This window comes from Streptomyces sp. WMMB 322 (genome assembly GCF_900090145.1).
GTDB lineage: Bacteria > Actinomycetota > Actinomycetes > Streptomycetales > Streptomycetaceae > Streptomyces.
In genome coordinates, this window is sequence record NZ_FMHI01000001.1 from 115,746 (window position 1) to 134,274 (window position 18,529).

The 18,529-nt window shown below is 66.9% G+C and carries 14 protein-coding genes; 2 read left to right on the forward strand and 12 right to left on the reverse strand.

What is annotated here, in order from left to right:
* Nucleotides 1-419 precede the first annotated feature (419 nt).
* Nucleotides 420-4,211: a hypothetical protein gene (locus H180DRAFT_RS00555; protein ID WP_055483968.1), complete on the forward strand. Its 3,792-nt coding sequence runs from the start codon at nucleotides 420-422 to the stop codon at nucleotides 4,209-4,211.
* 466 nt (nucleotides 4,212-4,677) lie between these two features.
* Here H180DRAFT_RS00555 and H180DRAFT_RS00560 read toward each other — a convergent pair whose 3' ends face one another.
* From H180DRAFT_RS00560 to H180DRAFT_RS00575, 4 genes are all read right to left on the reverse strand, one after another.
* The gene (locus H180DRAFT_RS00560) at nucleotides 4,678-5,010 is read right to left on the reverse strand and encodes a winged helix-turn-helix transcriptional regulator (protein WP_055483969.1); all 333 of its coding nucleotides are present in this window, start codon (nucleotides 5,008-5,010) and stop codon (nucleotides 4,678-4,680) included.
* Between the two features lie 29 nt (nucleotides 5,011-5,039).
* Complete coding sequence (locus H180DRAFT_RS00565) at nucleotides 5,040-7,268, reverse strand: ATP-binding protein (protein ID WP_055483970.1); 2,229 nt, start codon at nucleotides 7,266-7,268, stop codon at nucleotides 5,040-5,042.
* Between the two features lie 46 nt (nucleotides 7,269-7,314).
* On the reverse strand, nucleotides 7,315-8,439 hold the full coding sequence (locus H180DRAFT_RS00570) for a hypothetical protein (protein WP_055483971.1): 1,125 nt from the start codon (nucleotides 8,437-8,439) through the stop codon (nucleotides 7,315-7,317).
* Nucleotides 8,440-8,561: 122 nt separating this feature from the next.
* Entirely contained in the window at nucleotides 8,562-9,692 is a 1,131-nt protein-coding gene (locus tag H180DRAFT_RS00575) for a site-specific DNA-methyltransferase (protein WP_199822456.1), read from the reverse strand.
* 75 nt (nucleotides 9,693-9,767) lie between these two features.
* Here H180DRAFT_RS00575 and H180DRAFT_RS00580 point away from each other — a divergent pair, with 75 nt between their 5' ends.
* Nucleotides 9,768-9,974 carry a helix-turn-helix domain-containing protein gene (locus H180DRAFT_RS00580; RefSeq protein WP_254665842.1) on the forward strand — a complete coding sequence of 69 codons (207 nt, stop codon included), beginning with the start codon at nucleotides 9,768-9,770 and terminating at the stop codon, nucleotides 9,972-9,974.
* A gap of 32 nt (nucleotides 9,975-10,006) precedes the next feature.
* Here the strand turns inward: H180DRAFT_RS00580 and H180DRAFT_RS00585 are convergent, their stop codons facing one another.
* The 8 genes from H180DRAFT_RS00585 to H180DRAFT_RS00620 form a co-directional block, all read right to left on the reverse strand.
* Nucleotides 10,007-11,281, reverse strand: coding sequence for a tyrosine-type recombinase/integrase (locus H180DRAFT_RS00585; RefSeq protein WP_199822457.1), 1,275 nt, complete (start codon nucleotides 11,279-11,281; stop codon nucleotides 10,007-10,009).
* Nucleotides 11,278-11,466 carry a hypothetical protein gene (locus H180DRAFT_RS00590; RefSeq protein WP_055483974.1) on the reverse strand — a complete coding sequence of 63 codons (189 nt, stop codon included), beginning with the start codon at nucleotides 11,464-11,466 and terminating at the stop codon, nucleotides 11,278-11,280. Before H180DRAFT_RS00590 ends, H180DRAFT_RS00585 begins: the two co-directional genes overlap by 4 nt.
* Before the next feature lie 262 nt (nucleotides 11,467-11,728).
* Nucleotides 11,729-13,708: a DUF3987 domain-containing protein gene (locus tag H180DRAFT_RS00595; protein WP_139151329.1), complete on the reverse strand. Its 1,980-nt coding sequence runs from the start codon at nucleotides 13,706-13,708 to the stop codon at nucleotides 11,729-11,731.
* A 96-nt stretch (nucleotides 13,709-13,804) separates the two neighbouring features.
* Nucleotides 13,805-15,766, reverse strand: coding sequence for a helix-turn-helix domain-containing protein (locus H180DRAFT_RS00600; protein WP_055483976.1), 1,962 nt, complete (start codon nucleotides 15,764-15,766; stop codon nucleotides 13,805-13,807).
* Nucleotides 15,767-15,870: 104 nt separating this feature from the next.
* Nucleotides 15,871-16,794, reverse strand: a complete 924-nt coding sequence (locus tag H180DRAFT_RS00605) for an efflux RND transporter periplasmic adaptor subunit (RefSeq protein WP_055483977.1) — start codon at nucleotides 16,792-16,794, stop codon at nucleotides 15,871-15,873.
* A gap of 44 nt (nucleotides 16,795-16,838) precedes the next feature.
* Nucleotides 16,839-17,273, reverse strand: a complete 435-nt coding sequence (locus H180DRAFT_RS00610) for a hypothetical protein (protein ID WP_055483978.1) — start codon at nucleotides 17,271-17,273, stop codon at nucleotides 16,839-16,841.
* Between the two features lie 126 nt (nucleotides 17,274-17,399).
* Nucleotides 17,400-17,621: a hypothetical protein gene (locus H180DRAFT_RS00615; protein ID WP_055483979.1), complete on the reverse strand. Its 222-nt coding sequence runs from the start codon at nucleotides 17,619-17,621 to the stop codon at nucleotides 17,400-17,402.
* Nucleotides 17,618-17,911, reverse strand: a complete 294-nt coding sequence (locus H180DRAFT_RS00620; protein ID WP_055483980.1) for a helix-turn-helix domain-containing protein — start codon at nucleotides 17,909-17,911, stop codon at nucleotides 17,618-17,620. The genes H180DRAFT_RS00615 and H180DRAFT_RS00620 overlap by 4 nt, the downstream gene beginning before the upstream one ends.
* Nucleotides 17,912-18,529 lie beyond the last annotated feature (618 nt).

Below are 18,529 nucleotides of genomic sequence, written 5' to 3' on the forward strand. Positions count from 1 at the left end.
CGGTTCCGATCTTGGAACCGGCCTCTTTGATCTTGGTTGCTAATTTCGTTGCTAATTCGAGGCGCCGGCCACGGTCCCCTGCTAACCGTGCTGGGTTAGCTGAGGGCTCACTCGCGGCGGGCTGCGGTCACGCAGGGTAGTCCCAGTCGGTGGCTCTCGGTGCTGCATCTACGAGGGATCGCGTCGGCAGGGGTTCCGCTGCCGAATCATGGCTCCGCCATCCACCCGGCCGGCAAGGACGCTTGGCCCGCAAGTCGATGGGGGCGAGTGCGCGAGTGCGGCCCGAATATCCAGGCCCGGCAAGGCTTTCTCACCGCAGGGGACAGAGTTGAGCCTTAGGCGATCACGACGCCGGCAATGATGGCGTCGACGAAGTTGAGTCAGAAATGAATGTCGGTGGGTAGCAGTACCGTCAGGGCATGACTGCATGGCCGCCAATCGATCGTGACGATCTTCGCAGGGCACGTGGTGACGCGGGCTTCGATACCGTGCTCCCGCTGCTCATCAGGCGCTTGATAGCCGAGACCGCAAGCGGGCTGGAATCCTTGGACATGCCGGGAGGCTCCGGCACTGCGGTCGGAGGTTTCGACGGCATTGCCACAGCGTCGGGACCGTCGACGTTCGTGCCGGAGGGAACCTCGGTGTGGGAATTGTCTGTTGGCGGCGGCAACAGCAAGGCCGAGGAAGACTACGAGAAAAGGACGGAAGGGCCGAACGGGCTCGCGACCAAAGACGTCACCTACGTGGAAGTCATCCTCGACACGTGGAGAGATGCTCGAACCTGGGCCGCCCGCCGCACCGAGGATGGTCGGTGGCGGGAGGTACGCGGGTACAACCTCGACAAGATCGACCTCTGGCTGGAACAGGCGCCCGCCACCACGGCATGGCTTGCCGCCCGACTGGGGAAAGCACTGCCGGGCGTGCGATCTCTGGGAACCTGGTGGACTGACAGTTGGCTTCGTTCGACGCGCGTCCCACTGGACCGGACTGTGGTACTGGCCGGGAGAGAGAAGGCCGCCGCCGACTTCAGTGCCGTACTCGCCACTAAGCGGTCGGTGATCGCGTTAGGTAGTGATCTGCGCCCCGACGAGCTGTGTGCTTTCGTTGCCGCTGCTCTAGAGCAGGAAGGCATCCTTGGCCCCAGCCAGGTGGGGACGCGGGTGCTGTTCGTATCCAACAGGGACAGTCTCGAGCAACTGGTCGAGCAGCCGCAGTCTTTGATCTTGGTCCTCGCAGACCCGGCGCTTGCACGGGACATTCCGCAGCAGCACCCTCACCAGCTCGTGTGGGCGGCGATGCCCGGTGGTCCCTGCGACGTGACGGTGCCCAGGCTCCACAGCCAGGCCATCGAGTCAATGCTGCAGTCAGCCGGCATGTCGCACGAGCGTGCGGCCCGATTCGGCAAGCTCGGTCGTCGCAGCCTGCTCGCACTGAGGCGAGCATTGGCCCACCACCCGGAGTCACTCACACCAGAACGGGCCTCCACGCCCGATGTGGTCCGCCGACGGCTGCTCCTGCTGAACTCCTGGCACGGGGACAATCGAGAAGACCGGCGTGTGGTTGGACAGTGCTTGGGACTTGAGTACGAGAAGGTGCAGGAACGAGCCCGGGAGCTCGCCGCCGGGACCGACATTCCCTTCCTCGGTGAGCTGCAGGAGAGCTGGCATGTGCTTGCAGCCGAGGATGCCTGGACCTTGTTCGGTACATCCCTAACCAGCGACGATCTCCACGTCTTCCGAAGGGCAGTCTTGGAAGTACTGACTGAGACGGATCCGGTTCTCGACCTCGACCCGAGCGAGCGGTGGAGGGCCGGGGTGATGGGCGTGAGACGGCGTTTCTCAGACACCCTTCGCGCAGGACTCGCCCAGTCGCTCGCCCTCCTGGGCACCCTGGGTGCGGACCTACGGGGCCCCCAAGGCGTCGCGGGGGATCGATGGGCACGGCTGGTGGTCCGTGATCTGCTGAAGCAGGCCAACGCTGATGACACGTACAGCCTGTGGCGTTCCCTGGGCGACGTGCTCACTCTGGTGGCTGAAGCCGCCCCGGAGGAGTTCATCGAGGCGATGAACGAGGGCCTTAGTGGCACCACGCCTCTTCACGCTGCCATGTTCACCGACGACCAGCCTGACAGCATCGGGCTGGGAGCCAGTTCTCCCCACACAATGTTCCTGTGGTCCTTGGAGATCCTGGCCTGGTCTCCGGAGCATCTCGATGACGCAGTCAACGTACTGACTGGGCTGTCCGTCGTGGATCCGGGCGGCCGGCTCTCGAATCGCCCCCTCGCAAGTCTGGTGGGGATACTCAGCGCATGGGCTCCCAACACGAGTGCCCCCGTTGAGGACCGCATCAGCGTGATCCAACGCTTGGCGCGGAAGCACCCGGTCGTCGGCCGCAAGTTGCTCGTCCAGCTCATTCCTGACAGTCACGCGATGCAGATGGTTCATCCTGGCCCGCGTTTCCGTGACTGGAAAAGGGAGACGGCCGTCACCCCCGATGATCGACGGAGTGTTACCAACGTCGTTGTCGACCTGCTACTCGACGAACTCAATGCCGCGCCCGAGCTGTATGTGGACCTGATCGGCAAGATCGACGATCTCCCTCCCCTGCATCGCAATGAGGTCGCGCAGCGGCTGACCGAGCTGGCCGATGGCTTGGAAGATGACAATCAGCGTGCGGTTCTGCACCACGCGCTGCGCGATCAGATCTCCCGGCACCAGGAGTATTCGGACACCGCATGGGCCCTTCCCGACGACGAGCTTCGCCCCCTCCAAGCCGCGTATGAAGCGCTGGAGCCTCGCGATCCGGTGCAGAAACATGCCTGGCTGTTCCAATCCCACTTGATCACGCTCGGCGACATCAGACGTCGTGACAACTTCGCCGCCTATGACGCGGAAATCCTCACCCGTCGGGCCGCAGCAATCGGGGAGGTAGTCGCGAGCGGTGGATTGAGGGCCGTCGCGGCGCTGGCCTCCGCAACGGAGTTCCCGCTCCTGGTGGGCATCGCTTTGGCAGAACACTCCGTGGACCATGACCAAGAGTTGCTGTCCTGGCTCGAGGAGGACGCCTCACCAGCCAAGGAGGTTGCGACAGGGTACCTACGCCGACGCATGTGGGCGGCCCAGGGGAATGATCTTCGCGACAGGCTTCTTTCCCTCACAGAAGTTCCACAGACTCAGGCAGTGATCCTGCAGCTCGCCCCGGAACCAGCCATTGCTTGGTCCAAGCTCCCCGAACTCAGTCCGGAAGTCTCAGAGCATTATTGGCGTGCTTTCTCCTACTTCGGGCTCGGCTCCGACTTTCCGCGAGCTCTTGATGCGGCCCGGTCGCTGTTGAGCGCAGGTCGTCCCGCAGCAGCGCTGGACCTGATCCTCATGTACGACAGAGAAGGGGACAGCGCAGAGGCCGCTGAGGTTGTCGTCACCGGGCTTGAAGACCTCATCGCGGCTAGGTTGAGCGATCCTGAGATCGGGCGACTCAGTTCAGGCTTCCAGAATCTATTCGCGCTGCTGGCCCGGCATCACGAGCACGTAGGGCGTGAACGCATCCTCAACCTGGAGTGGCAACTTTTCCCTGCGCTCGGGTTCGAGGCTGAGGCTCCAATCCTCCACAAGACGCTAGTTGAGGACCCTGGGGCGTTCGTAGACTTGGTGACCCGGTCCTTCCGCCCTAGCACCAATGCCGAAGAGGACGTGGAAGATCCCGTCGAGCAGGAGAATAGACGCAATATCGCGAGCCGCGCCTACGACGTCCTTCGCGCATTGCGTACATGTCCAGGCCTTACGGCCGACGGGAACCTCGACCCGGTTGCACTGCGCACATGGGTGATGGCGGCACGGGCGGAACTGGCTTCCAGAGATCGCGCCAGGATCGGTGACCAGCAGATCGGTCAGGTGCTTGCCTTCGCCCCATGCGACCCCGACGACTTGCAGGTCCCAGAGGCTGTCCGAGACCTACTCGAAGAGATCAACAGTGGCGATCTTGAACGAGGTCTCAGCATCGGTATCTACAACAAACGAGGTGTGACCAGCCGGGGACTCCTGGATGGCGGCGTTCAGGAGTCGGAGCTGGCTCGCTCCTTCAGAGAGCAGGCCGAACGTGCGCGCGAGTGGCCGCGAACCAGGAAGGTATTCAAAGAGCTTGCGGAGTCGTACGAAGCTGACGCCCGGCGGGAGGACCAAGAGGCAGAGCGACGTCATCAGGGCCTGGAGTAGGCCGCACTGCGCTAAGTTCCGAGTTCGGCGTCGCGGTGCAGACGAAGTAGGAGATGTTCTCGAATCGGCCAGGGGGTTTCGCGGCGCCAAGGCGTCGACGTTTTATCACTGACGGTAACTAGGGTGGATTGGCGCGAACTCGAGCGGGTGCCAGCGCAGGCGAACGCAGGTGGGATAGCCGTGCACCAGGTCGTGTGCCCGCATCTATTAAACGTCGGCTTGGTGGGCACAACCCTGAACCGGAACTAGGGCGTTCCTCTTGGACCACCGCCCTCGAGGCGTCTCCCACGCATACGCACCGAGCAACGGAGGGTCTCTGAGCGAACAGAAGACTTTCCCAGCTTCCGAATGGGGGCTGCAGCCGCAGGGATGTATCCAGGCCCGCAGTTGGACCCCCGTCCTTACGTCCATCTCTCCCCGCGCCCAGTGCGCCGAACCCCCAGCCGGGGTAGACGCGTCATGGGAGTCACATGTCACCGCAGGTGCTTGCTACCTCGCGCAGTCGAGTCAAGGCGGCAGCGACTCGCTGACCGATGCCGGTGAGTCGGTAAGTAATGGTGATGGGCCGGGTCGCCGTCACGTTCCTGGAAACCAGTCCGCTGTTTTCCAGGTCGGCAAGGCGGTTGGAGAGCACGCGGTTGGAGATTCCGGAGACGGTTTTCTGGATCTCACCGAATCGCCGTGAACGGTCGGAGGCATAAAGAGCCAGCAAGATGTGCATCGTCCATCGGGCCGACAGAGCCTGAAGAAGATCGCTCTCGGCCCGAGTGAGCGGGGCGCTGCGAGTGCTGCCGGGCATGGCCCTCCTCCCTCGGTGGTGGCACGAGCTTAGAAGGGGGGCTCTTCTTCGGCCTGGGCAGTGTCGAACGAGGAGTCGCTCTGCTGCTTGTCCGTTTTCTGCTTCGTTTGCGGCGCTGACTTCGGGTCGTGCTCCTTGAGCATGATGAACTTGGGGAATGTGCCCGGGTTCTTGTCATCTTCTCGGGCTACCGAGACCCACTGGTCCGGGTACAGCTGGTCAAGTGCCTGCTTCACCAGTTCCTTGCCCCAGTCGAAGGCAGACCCGTCGCGCTGCGCGTGTGCGGGCGCCTTTTCGGCGAGCATGTGGGATACACGTCCCCACTTGATGCCGCGGGGGGTGTTGATCATCTTGTGGAACTCGGGCTTGTTGTCCCGCAGGTGGACGATCGCGATCGAGCTGTCGTCCGCCGCGAGGTCTTCCCCCGGCGCCTCGCTGGTGTTGCCCTGGGGGTGACTGGCGGCGAGGCTGGCGGAAGCAGCACGCGCTTCCGAACGGCGCTCTTCGACGGTGGTCCGGGCCCGGGCAGCGAAGCTGTCGGGGGCAGCGAGTGAGTAGTCGGGGTCGGCCATCTTGTACGAGTCTTCGAAGCTGAGGACGCGCACGGAGATGGGGTAGGGGCGTGCGTGGCGGTCGGTGTTGGGTGCGCTGGACCAGTAGATGCCGTTGCCGACGAGCGGTTCGTTGAGCAGGGTGGCGAGCAGGTCTTCGGAGAAGTGGGCGTTGGCCTTTTTCAGGGAGATCAGGTCGCCCTGGGAGAGCAGGTGGAAGACGAAGAAGTTGTCGCCCTGGCTGAGAAGTTCCTGCGGAAGGCTGCCGGGCTGCTGGGTGATCAGCAGGGCGCCGAGGTCGTACTTGCGGCCTTCCTTTACCCAGGAGACGAAGGGGCCGTCTTCGCTCTGGCTGGAGCCGCCGAGGACGGACTGAGCTTCTTCGATGACGGCGATTGTGGGGATGGACTTCGGGTCGGCCTCGGTGAACTGGTTTTGGTTGTGCTCGAAGATGTCGCCGAGGATCACGCCGGCAAGCTGGAGCCCCTGGGAGCCGCGCATCTGGGAGATGTCGACGACACACAGCTTGCCCTGGGCCAGGCAGTCCTTCAGGGCACTCAGGAGCTGGCTGTCGGGGTCGTGCAGTGCATTGACGACGCGGGTCATGTTGCCGATCGCTGCGTTGGTCTGGGCTTCTTCGCCCGGGTCGAGATTCAGGATCTCCTGGACCTGGGAGCGGTCGGCACCATACTTCTCGCGGTGGATCAGGTCGACGAGGCGGCTCCACTTGGGTCCGTCGAGGGACTTGAGCTTGACGACGTTCTGCTGGTCCTGCTTCTCCGGCGTCAGTGCGATACCCAGCACGCGCGATGCCTGGAGTTCCTTGATGTTCAGCTTGACGCCATTGACGACGAAGGACTGGTAGAAGTCGCTGGGGCCCTGGCGGTTGGTGAAGACGACGAGCTTGTCGCGCAGGTGCGGCACGTCGCACAGGGCGGGGCGGCCCTTGAAGTCGGGCCAGAAGTATTCGCCGTCCGGGTCGAAGATGACCGTACCGACGGGAGCTTCACCAGAGCGGCGCGGGACGGTGGGCTGGTCGTTGTACAGGTCGGAGAAGAGCAGCTTGACCAGGTTCGACTTGCCGAAGCCGGCGCGGGCAAAGACGAAGCTGCGGCGTGCTACGAGCTTGTCGATTTGGAAGGTCGGCATGATGGCGGGCTGCTGGATCTGCATCCAGGAGGTGTCGCCTACGCGTTTGTCGTTGCCGGCGTAGACGAATTCGCCGAAGGCGAGGTAGCCGATGGGAACGGCCCCGTCGTCGGTGTCCTTGGCGTTGACCACCTCTGCCAGCAGGTCGTCGCTCAGGAGCGCAACCTGGGCGCCAACGTGCGGGAGGCGGCGGTGGCTGGGGACGAAGATGTGCTTGTCGCCCTCCATGCGGAGGACGCCGAGGATGCGGATGTCGACCTTGTACTTCAGGTAGCGCTCTCGCAGCTCGTCGGGGATAGGCCGCTGGTCGCGCACCGCGCGGGTGGCGTAGTCCTCGCCGATGGGGGATACCAGGCGGCCCTGGGAGGAGATGGTGGTGATCCTCCCGAGGATGGCCTCACGCTCGTGTTCGAGCTGGACGAGCACGAACTGGCCGTGCATAGCCATGGTCTGGAAGTCGTCGTGGTGCGGCAGCACGAGGTCGGCGTGGAATTCCATGCCGCTTTCGGAGAAGCCGCGGAAGGTGCCGACGACCTTGTCGCGCTCGAACAGGCTCATGATGGTTCATGCTCCACAGGATGCGGGGCGGACAGAGAAATGGGTGTTACTCGTAGCGGCGGGCGGCCACGTCGGAAGCGAGCCGCAGGGCGTCGATAACCGGGGCTTTGTCCTCGCCGACCTGGTCGCGGACGGCGTCGACAAGCTGGTCTTCGATGATGTCCATGTCCAGGTCGGCGACGCGGGAGAAGCTGTCGGCCTGCTGGATGCAGTTCGGATAGAGCGGGATCGGGAAGCCGACCACCGCATCTGCCTGCAGGTAACCGAAGATCGCCTGGACTTCCTTGTCCTGGCGGGACATCACGTCCACGGTCCAGATGGGGTCACCGGAGTGCGGGCCGAAGCGCACGAAGTACATCGAGCCGAAGTTGAACTTCGGTTTCTCGCCCGTGGAATCGTCTTCGATGTCCCTCGTGTACTCGTCCCAGAGGTAGACCTCGTCGAGCATCTTCGCAGGGACCTTGGCGAAGCAGGCTGCGCCGTTGTCGAACACGCCGGACAGCGAGATCGCCAGCCGGTAGTACTCCAGGACCTGGGTCTTCTTCGCCAGTCCCACCAGCCACACTTTGCATCGGTCGCGGCGTCGGATTCGCTCGATGGCCTCGTGCATCAACTCGCCCATCTTCACGAAGAGCTCGCCGTGGAAGATCTTGCTGCGCAACAGGCCGTCGCGGACGATCAATGTGTCGGTCGCGTAGTCGCGGTGACAGATCAGGTCATAGAGAGTCGCCCACTCGCACAGATCCCGAAAGACCTGCACCCAGCTTGGCGACTTGCCGGACATCATCGGCGACAGATCCTGGAGCGTGCCGACACCCAGGCCGTCCATCATCCTGCCCAGGGCAGTTCGCGGGCTGCCGTCCTCGTGGAACTGGCGGCGGCTCAAGGCGTCGATGTCGGAGATCGGGGAGACCACCTCCATGCACAGCTCTTTGCCGTTGGAGTCCACGACGCGGACGACCTGAAGGTAGAAGGGGTTGAAGGCGACCTTGTTGTTGCCCCCGTCGGATGCCATCAGTGCGACCGAGGTCGCAGCCCGCGGCTTGATCACCCGGACCTCGGAGCGGATGGCACAGGCCTGCTCGACTAGCTTCTCTAGCTCCGTGCGACCGGCTTCGACCTGATCACCGATCAGCTGTTTAAGCTGCCTGATCTGGTCCTGGTCGAACATGCCTCTGCCCACCCCACGCTCGTTCTGTCACAGGCGAGTTGTTCACTCGTCCGGACCACAAAGCATGACATGGGGTACTGACACTCCGTCACGAAGTTCTAGAAAGTAACCGGGTTACCCGATCAGCGACGCAGCCCGACGAGCTCCGCAACGAGGTCGATCTCGTCGATGGCCGAGCCGGCCTTGCCGAACTGCTCGGCCTGCCTCTTGCGCTTGATCGGAGTGCCGGCCGGACGGACCTCCTTGACGACCCATCCGGCTTTCGACTCCTTCACAGAGGCCAGCAGCATCTGCTCCGGATCGGTGCGGGACGAGGGCAAGGCGCCGAAGCGGATCGCCAGTCGGGCGCCTTGGCGGCAGCGACGAGCCGTGGCTGCCCATACCTCGGCCAAGGCCTGGATGAAGGCCTCCTGAGTTGGCTGGCGGGCGATCTGCCCGTGCGTGCCGTAGGGGACCTCAGGGGGGCCGCCGAGGAACCATGAGCGCAGCCACTGGTCGGCCACGTAGGTGCGCATGGCGTAGTACGGGGGTGACGTGACCACGAGATCGAATTTCTGCCGCAGACTGCTCAGAGTCTCGACGGTGTCGCCCAGGTAGACCTTCCCACCGTGAGCGAGCGGGGCCGCTTCCAGCAGACGCTTCGCGCGTCGCTCGATGACCTCCAGAGTCGGGACGCGCACCGGTTCCATGCCGCGCTTGGCCCAGAACCTAACCGCATAGCCCGGCTTGGAGGCGTATGTGCGCGGCATCTGGTTAGACAGGTACGACGGCAGGTGCTTGTTCCGTGGGCCGTGCAGGATGCCCAGCATCACCGCCCGCAGCATGGCCGAAGCCGGTGTGGACAACTCCAGCAAGGCCTCGCGCAGGGTTACCAACTCAAGCAGCGTCTGCTGCTCGAAGCACCGCTGCCAGAACTCACCCTCCGGTATCTCACCCCGCATGCCGCCCTCAAGAATCTGCCGGGCCAGCCGGACAACGGCGCCAGGGGTGAGTTGAATGAGCTTGGCCTGGGCGATGGCGGCTGCTACCGGGTTGATGTCGATGCCCACCGACGGCAGTCCAGCCAGGCGCGCGGCGTACAGCGTGGTGCCCCTCCCGCAGAACGGGTCCAACACCCGGGTAGCCGTCGAGTGGGCGGCAAGCTGCTGAAGTGGGAAGTCCAGCGGGAACATCGTGTAGTACGGGCAGATGGCATTTAACCGCAGTGCGTCTTCAGGCCAATTAGAGGGAGAGGCCGCTGCGGTTACTGTCATGGGTGTAACTATACAGGTATGGTTACACCCATGTCACGAAGGAGGCTTGATCCCGCCGCGCAGCGGCGAGGGCGGATGTTGGCCTCCCGCCTGACGCACGCCCGGCGCGCCTCCGGACGCTCGGCCGAGGCCATCGCCCGCAGTGCGGGACTCTCCGTCGAGACTGTGCGCAGCATTGAGAAGGGCCGCACGTCCACGCCGGAATTCTTCACCGTTGCTGCTCTGGCCACCGAATTGGGGCTGTCCCTCGACGAGTTGTACGCCCACGTCCGTCAGGAGTGATCTCCCATGCGGCTAGCCTCGAAAGATCGAGGCTAGAGATCCTTTTTCAAAGCTGCTGCAAAAGTCTCTGCCACGTCGGAGGCTATGTCTTTGATGACGTGCGCGTAGACACGGAGCGTCACTGAGGGATCTCGGTGGCCGAGCCGCGCGGCGACGACGTGAACCGGGACCTTGGCCAGCAGCAGCATGGTCGCGTGCAGGTGCCGGAGGTCGTGCAGTCTGGCCCTCTGGAGCGGGGGCTTCGGCCGGGTGCCATCCTCGGGGCTGTTGTAACTGGCAATGAGCTTCGTCATGAGCGAGGAGACGGTGTCGGGGTGGATCTGCTCGCCGACTTCGTTCGCGAAGACGTGGTCATCCGTGCCGACGGGGGCCATGCCGAACTTGGCGCGTTCGGCGTCCTGCATGGCGCGGTGGCCCTTCAGGACCGCGGTGGTGGCCTGGTCGATGCTGATGGTGCGGCTTCGTCCGGTCTTCGTGGTGCCTTCGATCCGCTCGCCGCTGACGTAGCCGGTGGAGCCGCGGAACGTGACCTCGCGCTGGTCGACATCGACCGCGTTCCAGCGGAGGAACAGCAGCTCGCCGCGGCGAGCTCCGGTGTATGCGGCCAGGTGGAAGAAGGCTCCGAGTCTGTGATGCGAGGCGTGCCGTAGGAACGCCCGGAGCTGAGCCTTCGTCCAGACCTCGCCGGGCTCCAGATCGTCGCGTCGCGGTCGCTTGGCACGCTCAACGGGATTTCGCGACAGCAATTCCTCGACATCGACGGCGTCCCGGAAAGCCTTGCGGAGCACTGTGTGGACGTGGTTGATGGTGCCAGGCGAGAGCGGTCGGCCGTTCCGGCCGCCCTGCTCCCGCAGCTTCGTGTAGAGGCGCGTGATCGTCGCAGGGCGCACGTCCTGAATCGGCAGGCCGCCTATGTTCGGTACGACGTACTGCTTGATGATCCAGCGATAGCCGCTGAGCGTTCGCGGCTTGACCTCCACTGCGTGCAGATCGATCCACTCGCTCAGGTACTCGGCGACGGTGATCCGGTTGCGGCGCACATAGCTGCCCTCCCGGGCCTGCACGCGTGCCTTGTCGCGGGCAGCCTTCGCCTCGTCTTCCGAGTCGAAGCCACCGACCCAAGTGGGCTTCGACTTCCCCAACTTGGGGTCATAGACGTTCACGACGTAGGACCACGTGGCGCCGCGCTTCACGATGCCGTCACGCATGTTGCGCCGGTACGGGCGCTTCTTCTGGGGTGTCACCTCTTGCCGTCCGTCGTTGCGGTCGTCGTCCTCGGGGAGCTCGGCGAGGGTCTTTTTGGTCATGGAGTGTCGATCTCCCTCGAAGTGGCGGCATCGGTGGGCGGGTTGGCGGTGAGGTAGAGGCGTACGAGGCGGCTGGGTGGGCGGTCGGGGTAGGGCCGGCTGATGTCGAGCACGTCCAGGTGCTCGGCGAGGTGGTCGGCGGTGGGGCGGCATTCGTCTTCGGTGCCGTGGAGGCGGATTCGCATGGCGGGATCTCCGGTGGTTTTCGGCCGTGCAGGCGTGGTTGCGGAGGGTGAGCGCAGGGATGGTGGACGCGGTCGGAGGGCGTAGACCGTCAGCAACGTCAGCAGAATTCGTCTACCTGCGGATTCGATGTGCTGACGGGTGTCAGCAACCGTCAGCAACGTCAGCAGTATTCGAGGTTTCTGCTGACGTTGCTGACATCTGCTGACGGGCTGCTGACACCCGTTCTTACTGGTCAACGCTTTCTGCTGACGTTGCTGACGGTTAGCGGGCATCGGTGCCGTCCGCAGGTGTGTGGAGGGAGGGGTGAACGCGGTACGTAATCGAGGCGGGTTGCCCTCGCTGGCCGGTTCTCGACGGTTCTTCGCCCTTGAGATAGCCGTGGGCTTCCAGGAGTTGGAGGGCGGGGTCGACCTGGCTGACGGTGCGGAAGCGGCGGGAGGCAGCGACGGCGTCGCGGCGTTTGATGGTGCGGCGATAGGTGCCGTCGGCTTTGGTGCGGCTGAGCCAGTCGAGGATGGTGCGGGCGTCTTCGGTGGCGGGGTCGGAGCCGATGAGGTCGAAGACGGCCAGGGCGTGTTCGGTGTAGTAGCCGGTGATGTCGGCGGCCCGGTGCACGGTCTCGGCGGTGAGCGGTTGGCCCCAGCCGCTGGTGAGGTGGTCGGCGAGGTGGAGCAGGCAGGCGACGCGGGCGGTGGTGCCGACGAGCTTTCCGGCCCAGTCCTGGAGATGTTCCAGGGGCTGTCCGGGCCGTAGTTGGACTTCGAGTTGGGCCTGGAGCTCTTCGACAGCATGGTCGGCGAGCGCGTCCATGGTGAGGGTGACCGGTTCGGGGAGGTCGGTCAGCGTTCGCAGCAGTGCGTCGAGGCGGGAGGCGTAGGTGTTGGCGACGGCCTCAGGCACGGGTGTGGTGCGGGTTTTGCGGTAGCCGAGGTTGGAGGCGGGGAGGGCGTAGAGGAAGCGGGCGAGCAGGCCGCGGTCGCGGGCGCCGTGTGCGTCGCCGAGGTCCTGCAGCACGGAGGGCTGCGGGGTGATGCCGATGGTCAGCGCTGGCTTGTCGATGGAGGGCTGTTCGCGGGTGATGCGGTCGGTCTCCAGGCGTTCGCCCTTGTGTCCCTTGAGGAAGACGCCGAGGTTGGGGCGGGCGCTGTAGCGGCCGGCGATGATGTCGAAGAGGTCGCCTTCGGGGGAGAGCACGGCGAGGCAGCGGTGCAGGGCGAGTTGGTGGGTGAGCGGTTCGGGGGTGATGTCGCCGGCGGCGGTCAGCCGCGGCTTGGGCGGGACGACGATGTCCTCGGCGAGCATGCGGGCGGCAGAGGCTTCGGCGACCAGGTGCTCGGATGCCTGGTCGGGCTTGCGGGCCTTGGCCATGAGGGCTTCGGCTTCGGCCTCGGCGGCGTCCTTGGCGGTCTGGGCTTCGACGCGGGCGGCGCGGGATGCGTCCTGGAGTTGCTTCTCCATCTCGTAGATGGGCGCGGTCATCAGCGCGAAGACGTCGGACTTGCGGGAGGCCGGCGGCATGGCGCAGACGAGGTAGAGGTTGGACTGCTCGACCCAGCCGGGGCGGATCTGGATGTGGACGCGTCCGCCGGCCGCGGTCGATAGGGCGGCGAGGGCCATGGTGGCGGCCATGTCGGGCGGGGTCTGGGTGAGTTCGGCGACAGCGGCGACGTGTTCGCCGACCCACTGCGGCAGCGCATCGACGGGGAAGACGGGAAGCGCGGCGTGAGTGCCGAGGGGGACGGGCGGAGGCCAGCGCTCGGCGGTGCGCAGGGCGGCGAGTTCGCGCTCGGCGTCGGCGGCGATGTCGACGCCGGCCTCGCCTGCGGTGCGGACGCGGCTGGCCGTGCGGGTGGTGGTCTCGATGATGCGCCGCTCGACGGCCTTCTCGGCGACGATCTCGGCATAGTGGGCGCCGTTGGCTGCGGTGGGGACCTTCTGCACGAGGCTGTGGAGGTAGCCGGGGCCGCCCACGCGGTCGAGGTCGCCGCTTGTGCGCAGGTAGTTGGTGATGGTGATGGGGTCGACGGGCTCGCCGCGTCCGTGCATGCCGACGATGGCGGTGTGGATGGTGGCGTGGGCGGGCCGGTAGTAGTCGCCGGCGTCGACGAGCGCGGTGACGTCGGCGATCGGGTCGAGGCCGGGCGATTGCAGGAGCATGGCGCCGAGGGCGGCCTGTTCGGCGTCCAGGTCGTGCGGCATGGACGTGTCGAGGCCGCCGGTGTCGCCGTCTCTGGGGCGCAAGGGGCGGATGTTGTCTGAGTGGTCGTGCTGGGTTGGCTGGCTCACGTACGGGCCTTCCACAAGTGACGTGACGTGCGGGCGAGGGAAGTCGAGGGGTCAGGCGGCTGCGTCGTCGCGCTCGGTGGCGCCGGTGTCCGCAGCGGCCCAGACGCCGTGCCGGACGCGGGAGACGCGGCCTTCGGCGGCGAGGCGTCGCAGGGACTGGCTGACGGTGGGCAGCGGGATGTCGAGGTCGTGGGCGATGACCCCGGTGCGGGCCTGGTCGCGCTCGGCGAGGTAAGTGCAGATGGCGCTCTTGGCGCTGTCGTCGGCCGGGACGACGGGCGCGAGCTCGTCGGCGTCGGCGTCCGCGGCCGCGGCGTCCTTGGTGAGGGAGACAGCGGCGGGGTCGTCGGCGGGTTCGGGCGTGCCCCATGCCTCGTCGCGGCGCTGGCGCCAGGTGGCGTAGTCGGTGCCGGCCGTGGCTATGCCCTCGGCGCACAGGGTGGTGGTCTCGCCGGTGGTGGCCCACTCGAAGGGGTCCTCGACGAAGTGCGTACGCATCACGGACGAACGGGCCTGCGGGCCGAGGCTGTAGCCGAGCCCGGAGCTTGAGGAGCCGTCGGGGAACTCGCGCGGCAGGGCGTGTGGGTCGGCGGGGATGGTGCCGTTGAAGGCGACCTGGCCGGAGAGGCGGTTGGCGGTGCGCAGGACGACGACGTTGCCGGCGGCGACCATGTCCCGAAGGGTCATGGAGTTGCCGAGCTGGGCCAGCAGCGGGACTTGAGTGACGAGGCGGAGCTTGATGCCGCACTTGCGGGCCATCTTCGCCAGGTCCTCGACGATCTTGACGTTCGCCGGGTCTGCGAGGACGGCGTGCGCCTCTTCGATGGTCAGGCACAGCAGGGGAAGGTCTTCGGTGGGCGTGAATGAGGCCTTGCCGCGGCGCAGTCGGCCCTTCTCGTCGACCCATTCCATGCGGGCGAGCAGCTTGTTGCGGCGGTACATCTCCCGCTGCGCGGCCTTCAGCAGCTTCTTGCCCTCGGTGACGGAGTCGGCGAACCAGTCGACGGCGTCCTGCCAGTCCGGCAGGGACTGGCCGCGCTGGGGGTCGATGACCCAGGAGACCATCAGGGGTGAGTGCCGCTCGTAGGCGAGGAGCTGGTCGAGCAGGCGGGACTTGCCGGCGTCGGTGGTGCCGGCGATGAGGTCGTGGACGGGCCCGGAGCCGGGGCGCCAGAAGCGGTAGAGGGCGTGGCCGCCGTCTGGGTAGACGCCGATCGGCGCGATGCCGGCTTCGTGGTCGAGCAGGTGGGGGCCGGGCCAGGGGTGGACGGCCTGGAGCGGGTTGCGCTTGTAGACGGCCAACTCGGCTTGGTTGTTGGCGCCCTCGGCGGTGGCCTCGATGACCACGGAGGAGGGCGGGACGCCGAAGGCGGACGCAATGCGGCCGGTGGCGGCGACGGCCTGCTCGGTGGTCAGCTCCCCGGGCGGGAGGTTGATCAGCGCCGAGACGCCGTTGCCGTCCGCGCGGCCGACGAGGTTGGTCAGCCAGGAGCCGGTCAGGGCGCCGCGGTCGTGGGCGACGCGCTGTTCCCACAGCTCGATCTCCTCACCGAGGGCGCCGTCGACGTCGCGGATGCGGTGATGCCACCACCACGGGATACCGGCGGCCAGGAGCCAGATCAGCAGCAGGCCGGGCATGGGCGGTGCGATGCCGCCGTGGGCGGCCATGGCCAGCAGCAGGACACCGGCCGTACCGGCCGAGGTCAGTGCGTAGGCGTGCTCGCGGGGCCGCAGCGGCCGGTCTTTGAGCCTGCGGCGGCGTAGCCACCATGCGGTGCCGGCGGCGAGCGAGGCGTCGAGGAGCAGAGCGGTCTTCCATCCGTCGGCTGCGGCGCCGCAGGCCGCTCCGAGCGTGCCGAGCGTGATGGCGGCGTGGACGGGCGCGAGAGGTCGGCGGTGCCGCCAGGAGAAGCGCACGATGCCGCGGCCGGTGCGGAAGAGCGCGCGGGCGGTGAGAACGGCGGTCTCCAGCTTCGAGCGGCGGATGACGATGCGAGGGCGGCGACGCAGCATGACGCGGGGCTCCTTGAACAGGCCTGCGGAAGAGGGGAGATGGGGCGCGAGGTGGGGCCGGAGGGCCGGCCCGGCTGGCTACCGGGCCGGACCCGTCGGCTGGGTCAGGCGGTGTAGAACTCCTTCTTCGCGCCGCCCTCGGGTGCCGAGGCGTAGGCCTCGGCGAGGGCCTGGTGGGTCTGCTGGACGTGCTGCGCGGTCTCCATCGCGCCGCTGGCGCGCGTCTCCGCGGCGACAGCGCGGGCGTTGGCCACCTCCAGCCGTGCGCTCGCGGACTCGGTCAAGGCGCTGACCTTGCCGAGGGTTTCGCGGTCGAGTTCGAGATCGGTCAGGGAACCGACCATGGTGTCGATGCGCTCGGCGTCCTGGCGTGCGCGCTCGGCGTCGGCCTGGGCGTCCTCCAGCTCGGCGTGTGCCTCGACGGCGATGGAGTTGAGTTCGGCGAGCAGCTGCTCGTAGCTGTGGACCTCGCCGCCGGTGACGGTGTTGATGGACACGGGTGCAGAACCTCCTGAAGTGGATGAGGGGTTGGGGACAGGCCCGCCGCTCGGTGCGACGGCGGGGGTATTGGGCGCGCTGGCCGAGGGAGCGCTGGTGATCACGTGGACGGTCGCCTTCTTGGCGCCTTCGCCCTTGGAGCTCGACTTCGCGGCAGGCGCAGAGCCGGGGTCGTCCGGCGGCGTGCCGTCGCCGTCCTTGGCGGCCGAGCCCTTCTTACGGGTGTCGGCCCAACGCCGGGCGCGTTCCTTGCCCTTGGGCCACCCGGCGCGGAAGCCGTCGATGAAGCCGCGGGCGACGAGGAAGCTGCCCAGGCCGATCGTGACGGCGCCGGAGGCGACCTTGACGCCGGTGCTCGCGCTGCGCGGTGCTGGGCCGCCTCCGCGGGCGGCGAGCTTGCGGCGCCTGTCCGCCTTGGCGTGCCGGCGGTCGCGTCCGGTGCGGTAGTTCTCGCGCACGCTGCTGGTGGCGTTGCTGACGCCGTCGCCGACGGCCCAGCACAGCGCCAGGATGATGATGACGAGACCCATAGGGCCTCACCTCCAAAGGGAGTTGGGTTGATGGGTGGAGCGGGTCAGAAGAGGAAGCCGCCGATGGCGCCGAAGGCACCGGCGATCGCGCCGACGACGCCCATGACCACGGCGCCAGCGGTTCCGGGGATCGCCACCCCGGCGACCGGCAGCACGGCGGCGCAGGCGAGCGTGCGGTTGGTGATGGCCCTGTTGACGAGGTCGAAGGCGATGACGAGGAACGCCACCAGGCCGATGAGCCCGACGGCCGCGGCGCCGGTGTAGCGGCCGATGACCGTGTTCACCGCCGTGTCCGCCCAGCCGACCGCGGTACGCAGCCAGTCGCCGACGGGCGTGCCGACGATCCCCACCACGCCGGCGAGGACGAGCAGGACCGTCAGCCGCGGGGCCGTCCGGCGGCCAACCGTCCGAAGCAGCACTGCGGCGATGAGGCACAGCACGCCGACGGTTACGGAGATCGAGGCGTCGAGGAACGACATGAAATCAACTCCCTTCAAGATCAACTTTTGTGACTATTGGTGACCGTGGGTTCGCGCGCGCCTGCGCGCGCCTCCGCGTTGGCGTGGGCGGGCGTGTGAATGTCCCCGTGAATTTCACGCGCCCGCTCACGCTGCGTGAGTACGGTCGAAGTGGCGCGTCCAGGCGTCGAGGTCGTCGGCGACCTGCTGCCAGGCCCACTCGCGCTCCTGCGCGGGGAGGTCGGCGAGCCGGGCCCGCAGCTCGTCGAAGGCAACGGCGGCCAGAGCAGCGGAGGTTGGCGCCGCGGCACGCTTCGCCGCGAAGTGCGCGGCTTCGCGCTGGCGGCGGGCCTTCTGCCGGCGGCTCATCGCGCCTCACCACCGCTGAGCGGGACCTGCGGCCCGCGGTGCTGGGTGCGAGGGGTGGAAGTCCACACGCCCCAGCGGCTCTTCACGGCCATCCCGTCGGCGGTGAGGTACCGCAGAGCCGAGCTGACGGTGCTGCGGGGCAGGTCGAGCTCGTCGGCGATCTCGCCCGTACGGGACTCGCCGTGCTCGTCGAGGTGCTGGTGCACCCGTGTACGGATGCGGGCGGGGACGGCCCAGCCGGGCAGGTGGCCGTAGTCGGGATGCAGCTGCTTAGCCGGTGCTGTCAGCACGAAGCGGACGATGCGTCCGGCGCCGAAGCAGGCGAGCGCCGCCAGCGCCAGGCCGGGTGCATCCGACGGCGCGTGGGTGGGTGAGTCACCGATCGCTGCGGACGCGGCGAGGACGCCCGCGTAGAGACCGGGCAGTGCGCAGACGATGTCCGCCAGTCGGCGAGGACGTCGAGTGCGTTGGCGACGAATACGCGCGGGGTGTGCCAGCGGCTGTAGCGGATGATCTCGTCGGACACGGTGCGGTACCTCATTTCTGGTTGGTGGTGCGGTCGTTGCTGGGGGTGCCGTGGGTGGTGGGGTCGAGCAGGCCTTCGGCGGCCATGAGTGCCTTGGCCTTGGACTGGCGGCAGCCGAGGAGTTCGGCGGCCTGGCGGATCGAGGCGGGGGCCTTGCCGACGGCGGCCAGGCTCCGCAGTTCCGCGCGGCGCACGTCGTCGGTGTTCGGCTTCTCGGCCCCCGGCTTGGTCGCCGCCTTCTGCGTCCGACCGGTGGCCCGGTGGGTGCGTCCGGTCCCCTGGCGGGACGCAGCCGAATGAGGCGCGTCCGGACGCGAGGCGGGTGCATCCGGTGCGGACGGGATGCGTCCGGGCTCGGGTGCGTCCGGTGCCGGGCGGGTGC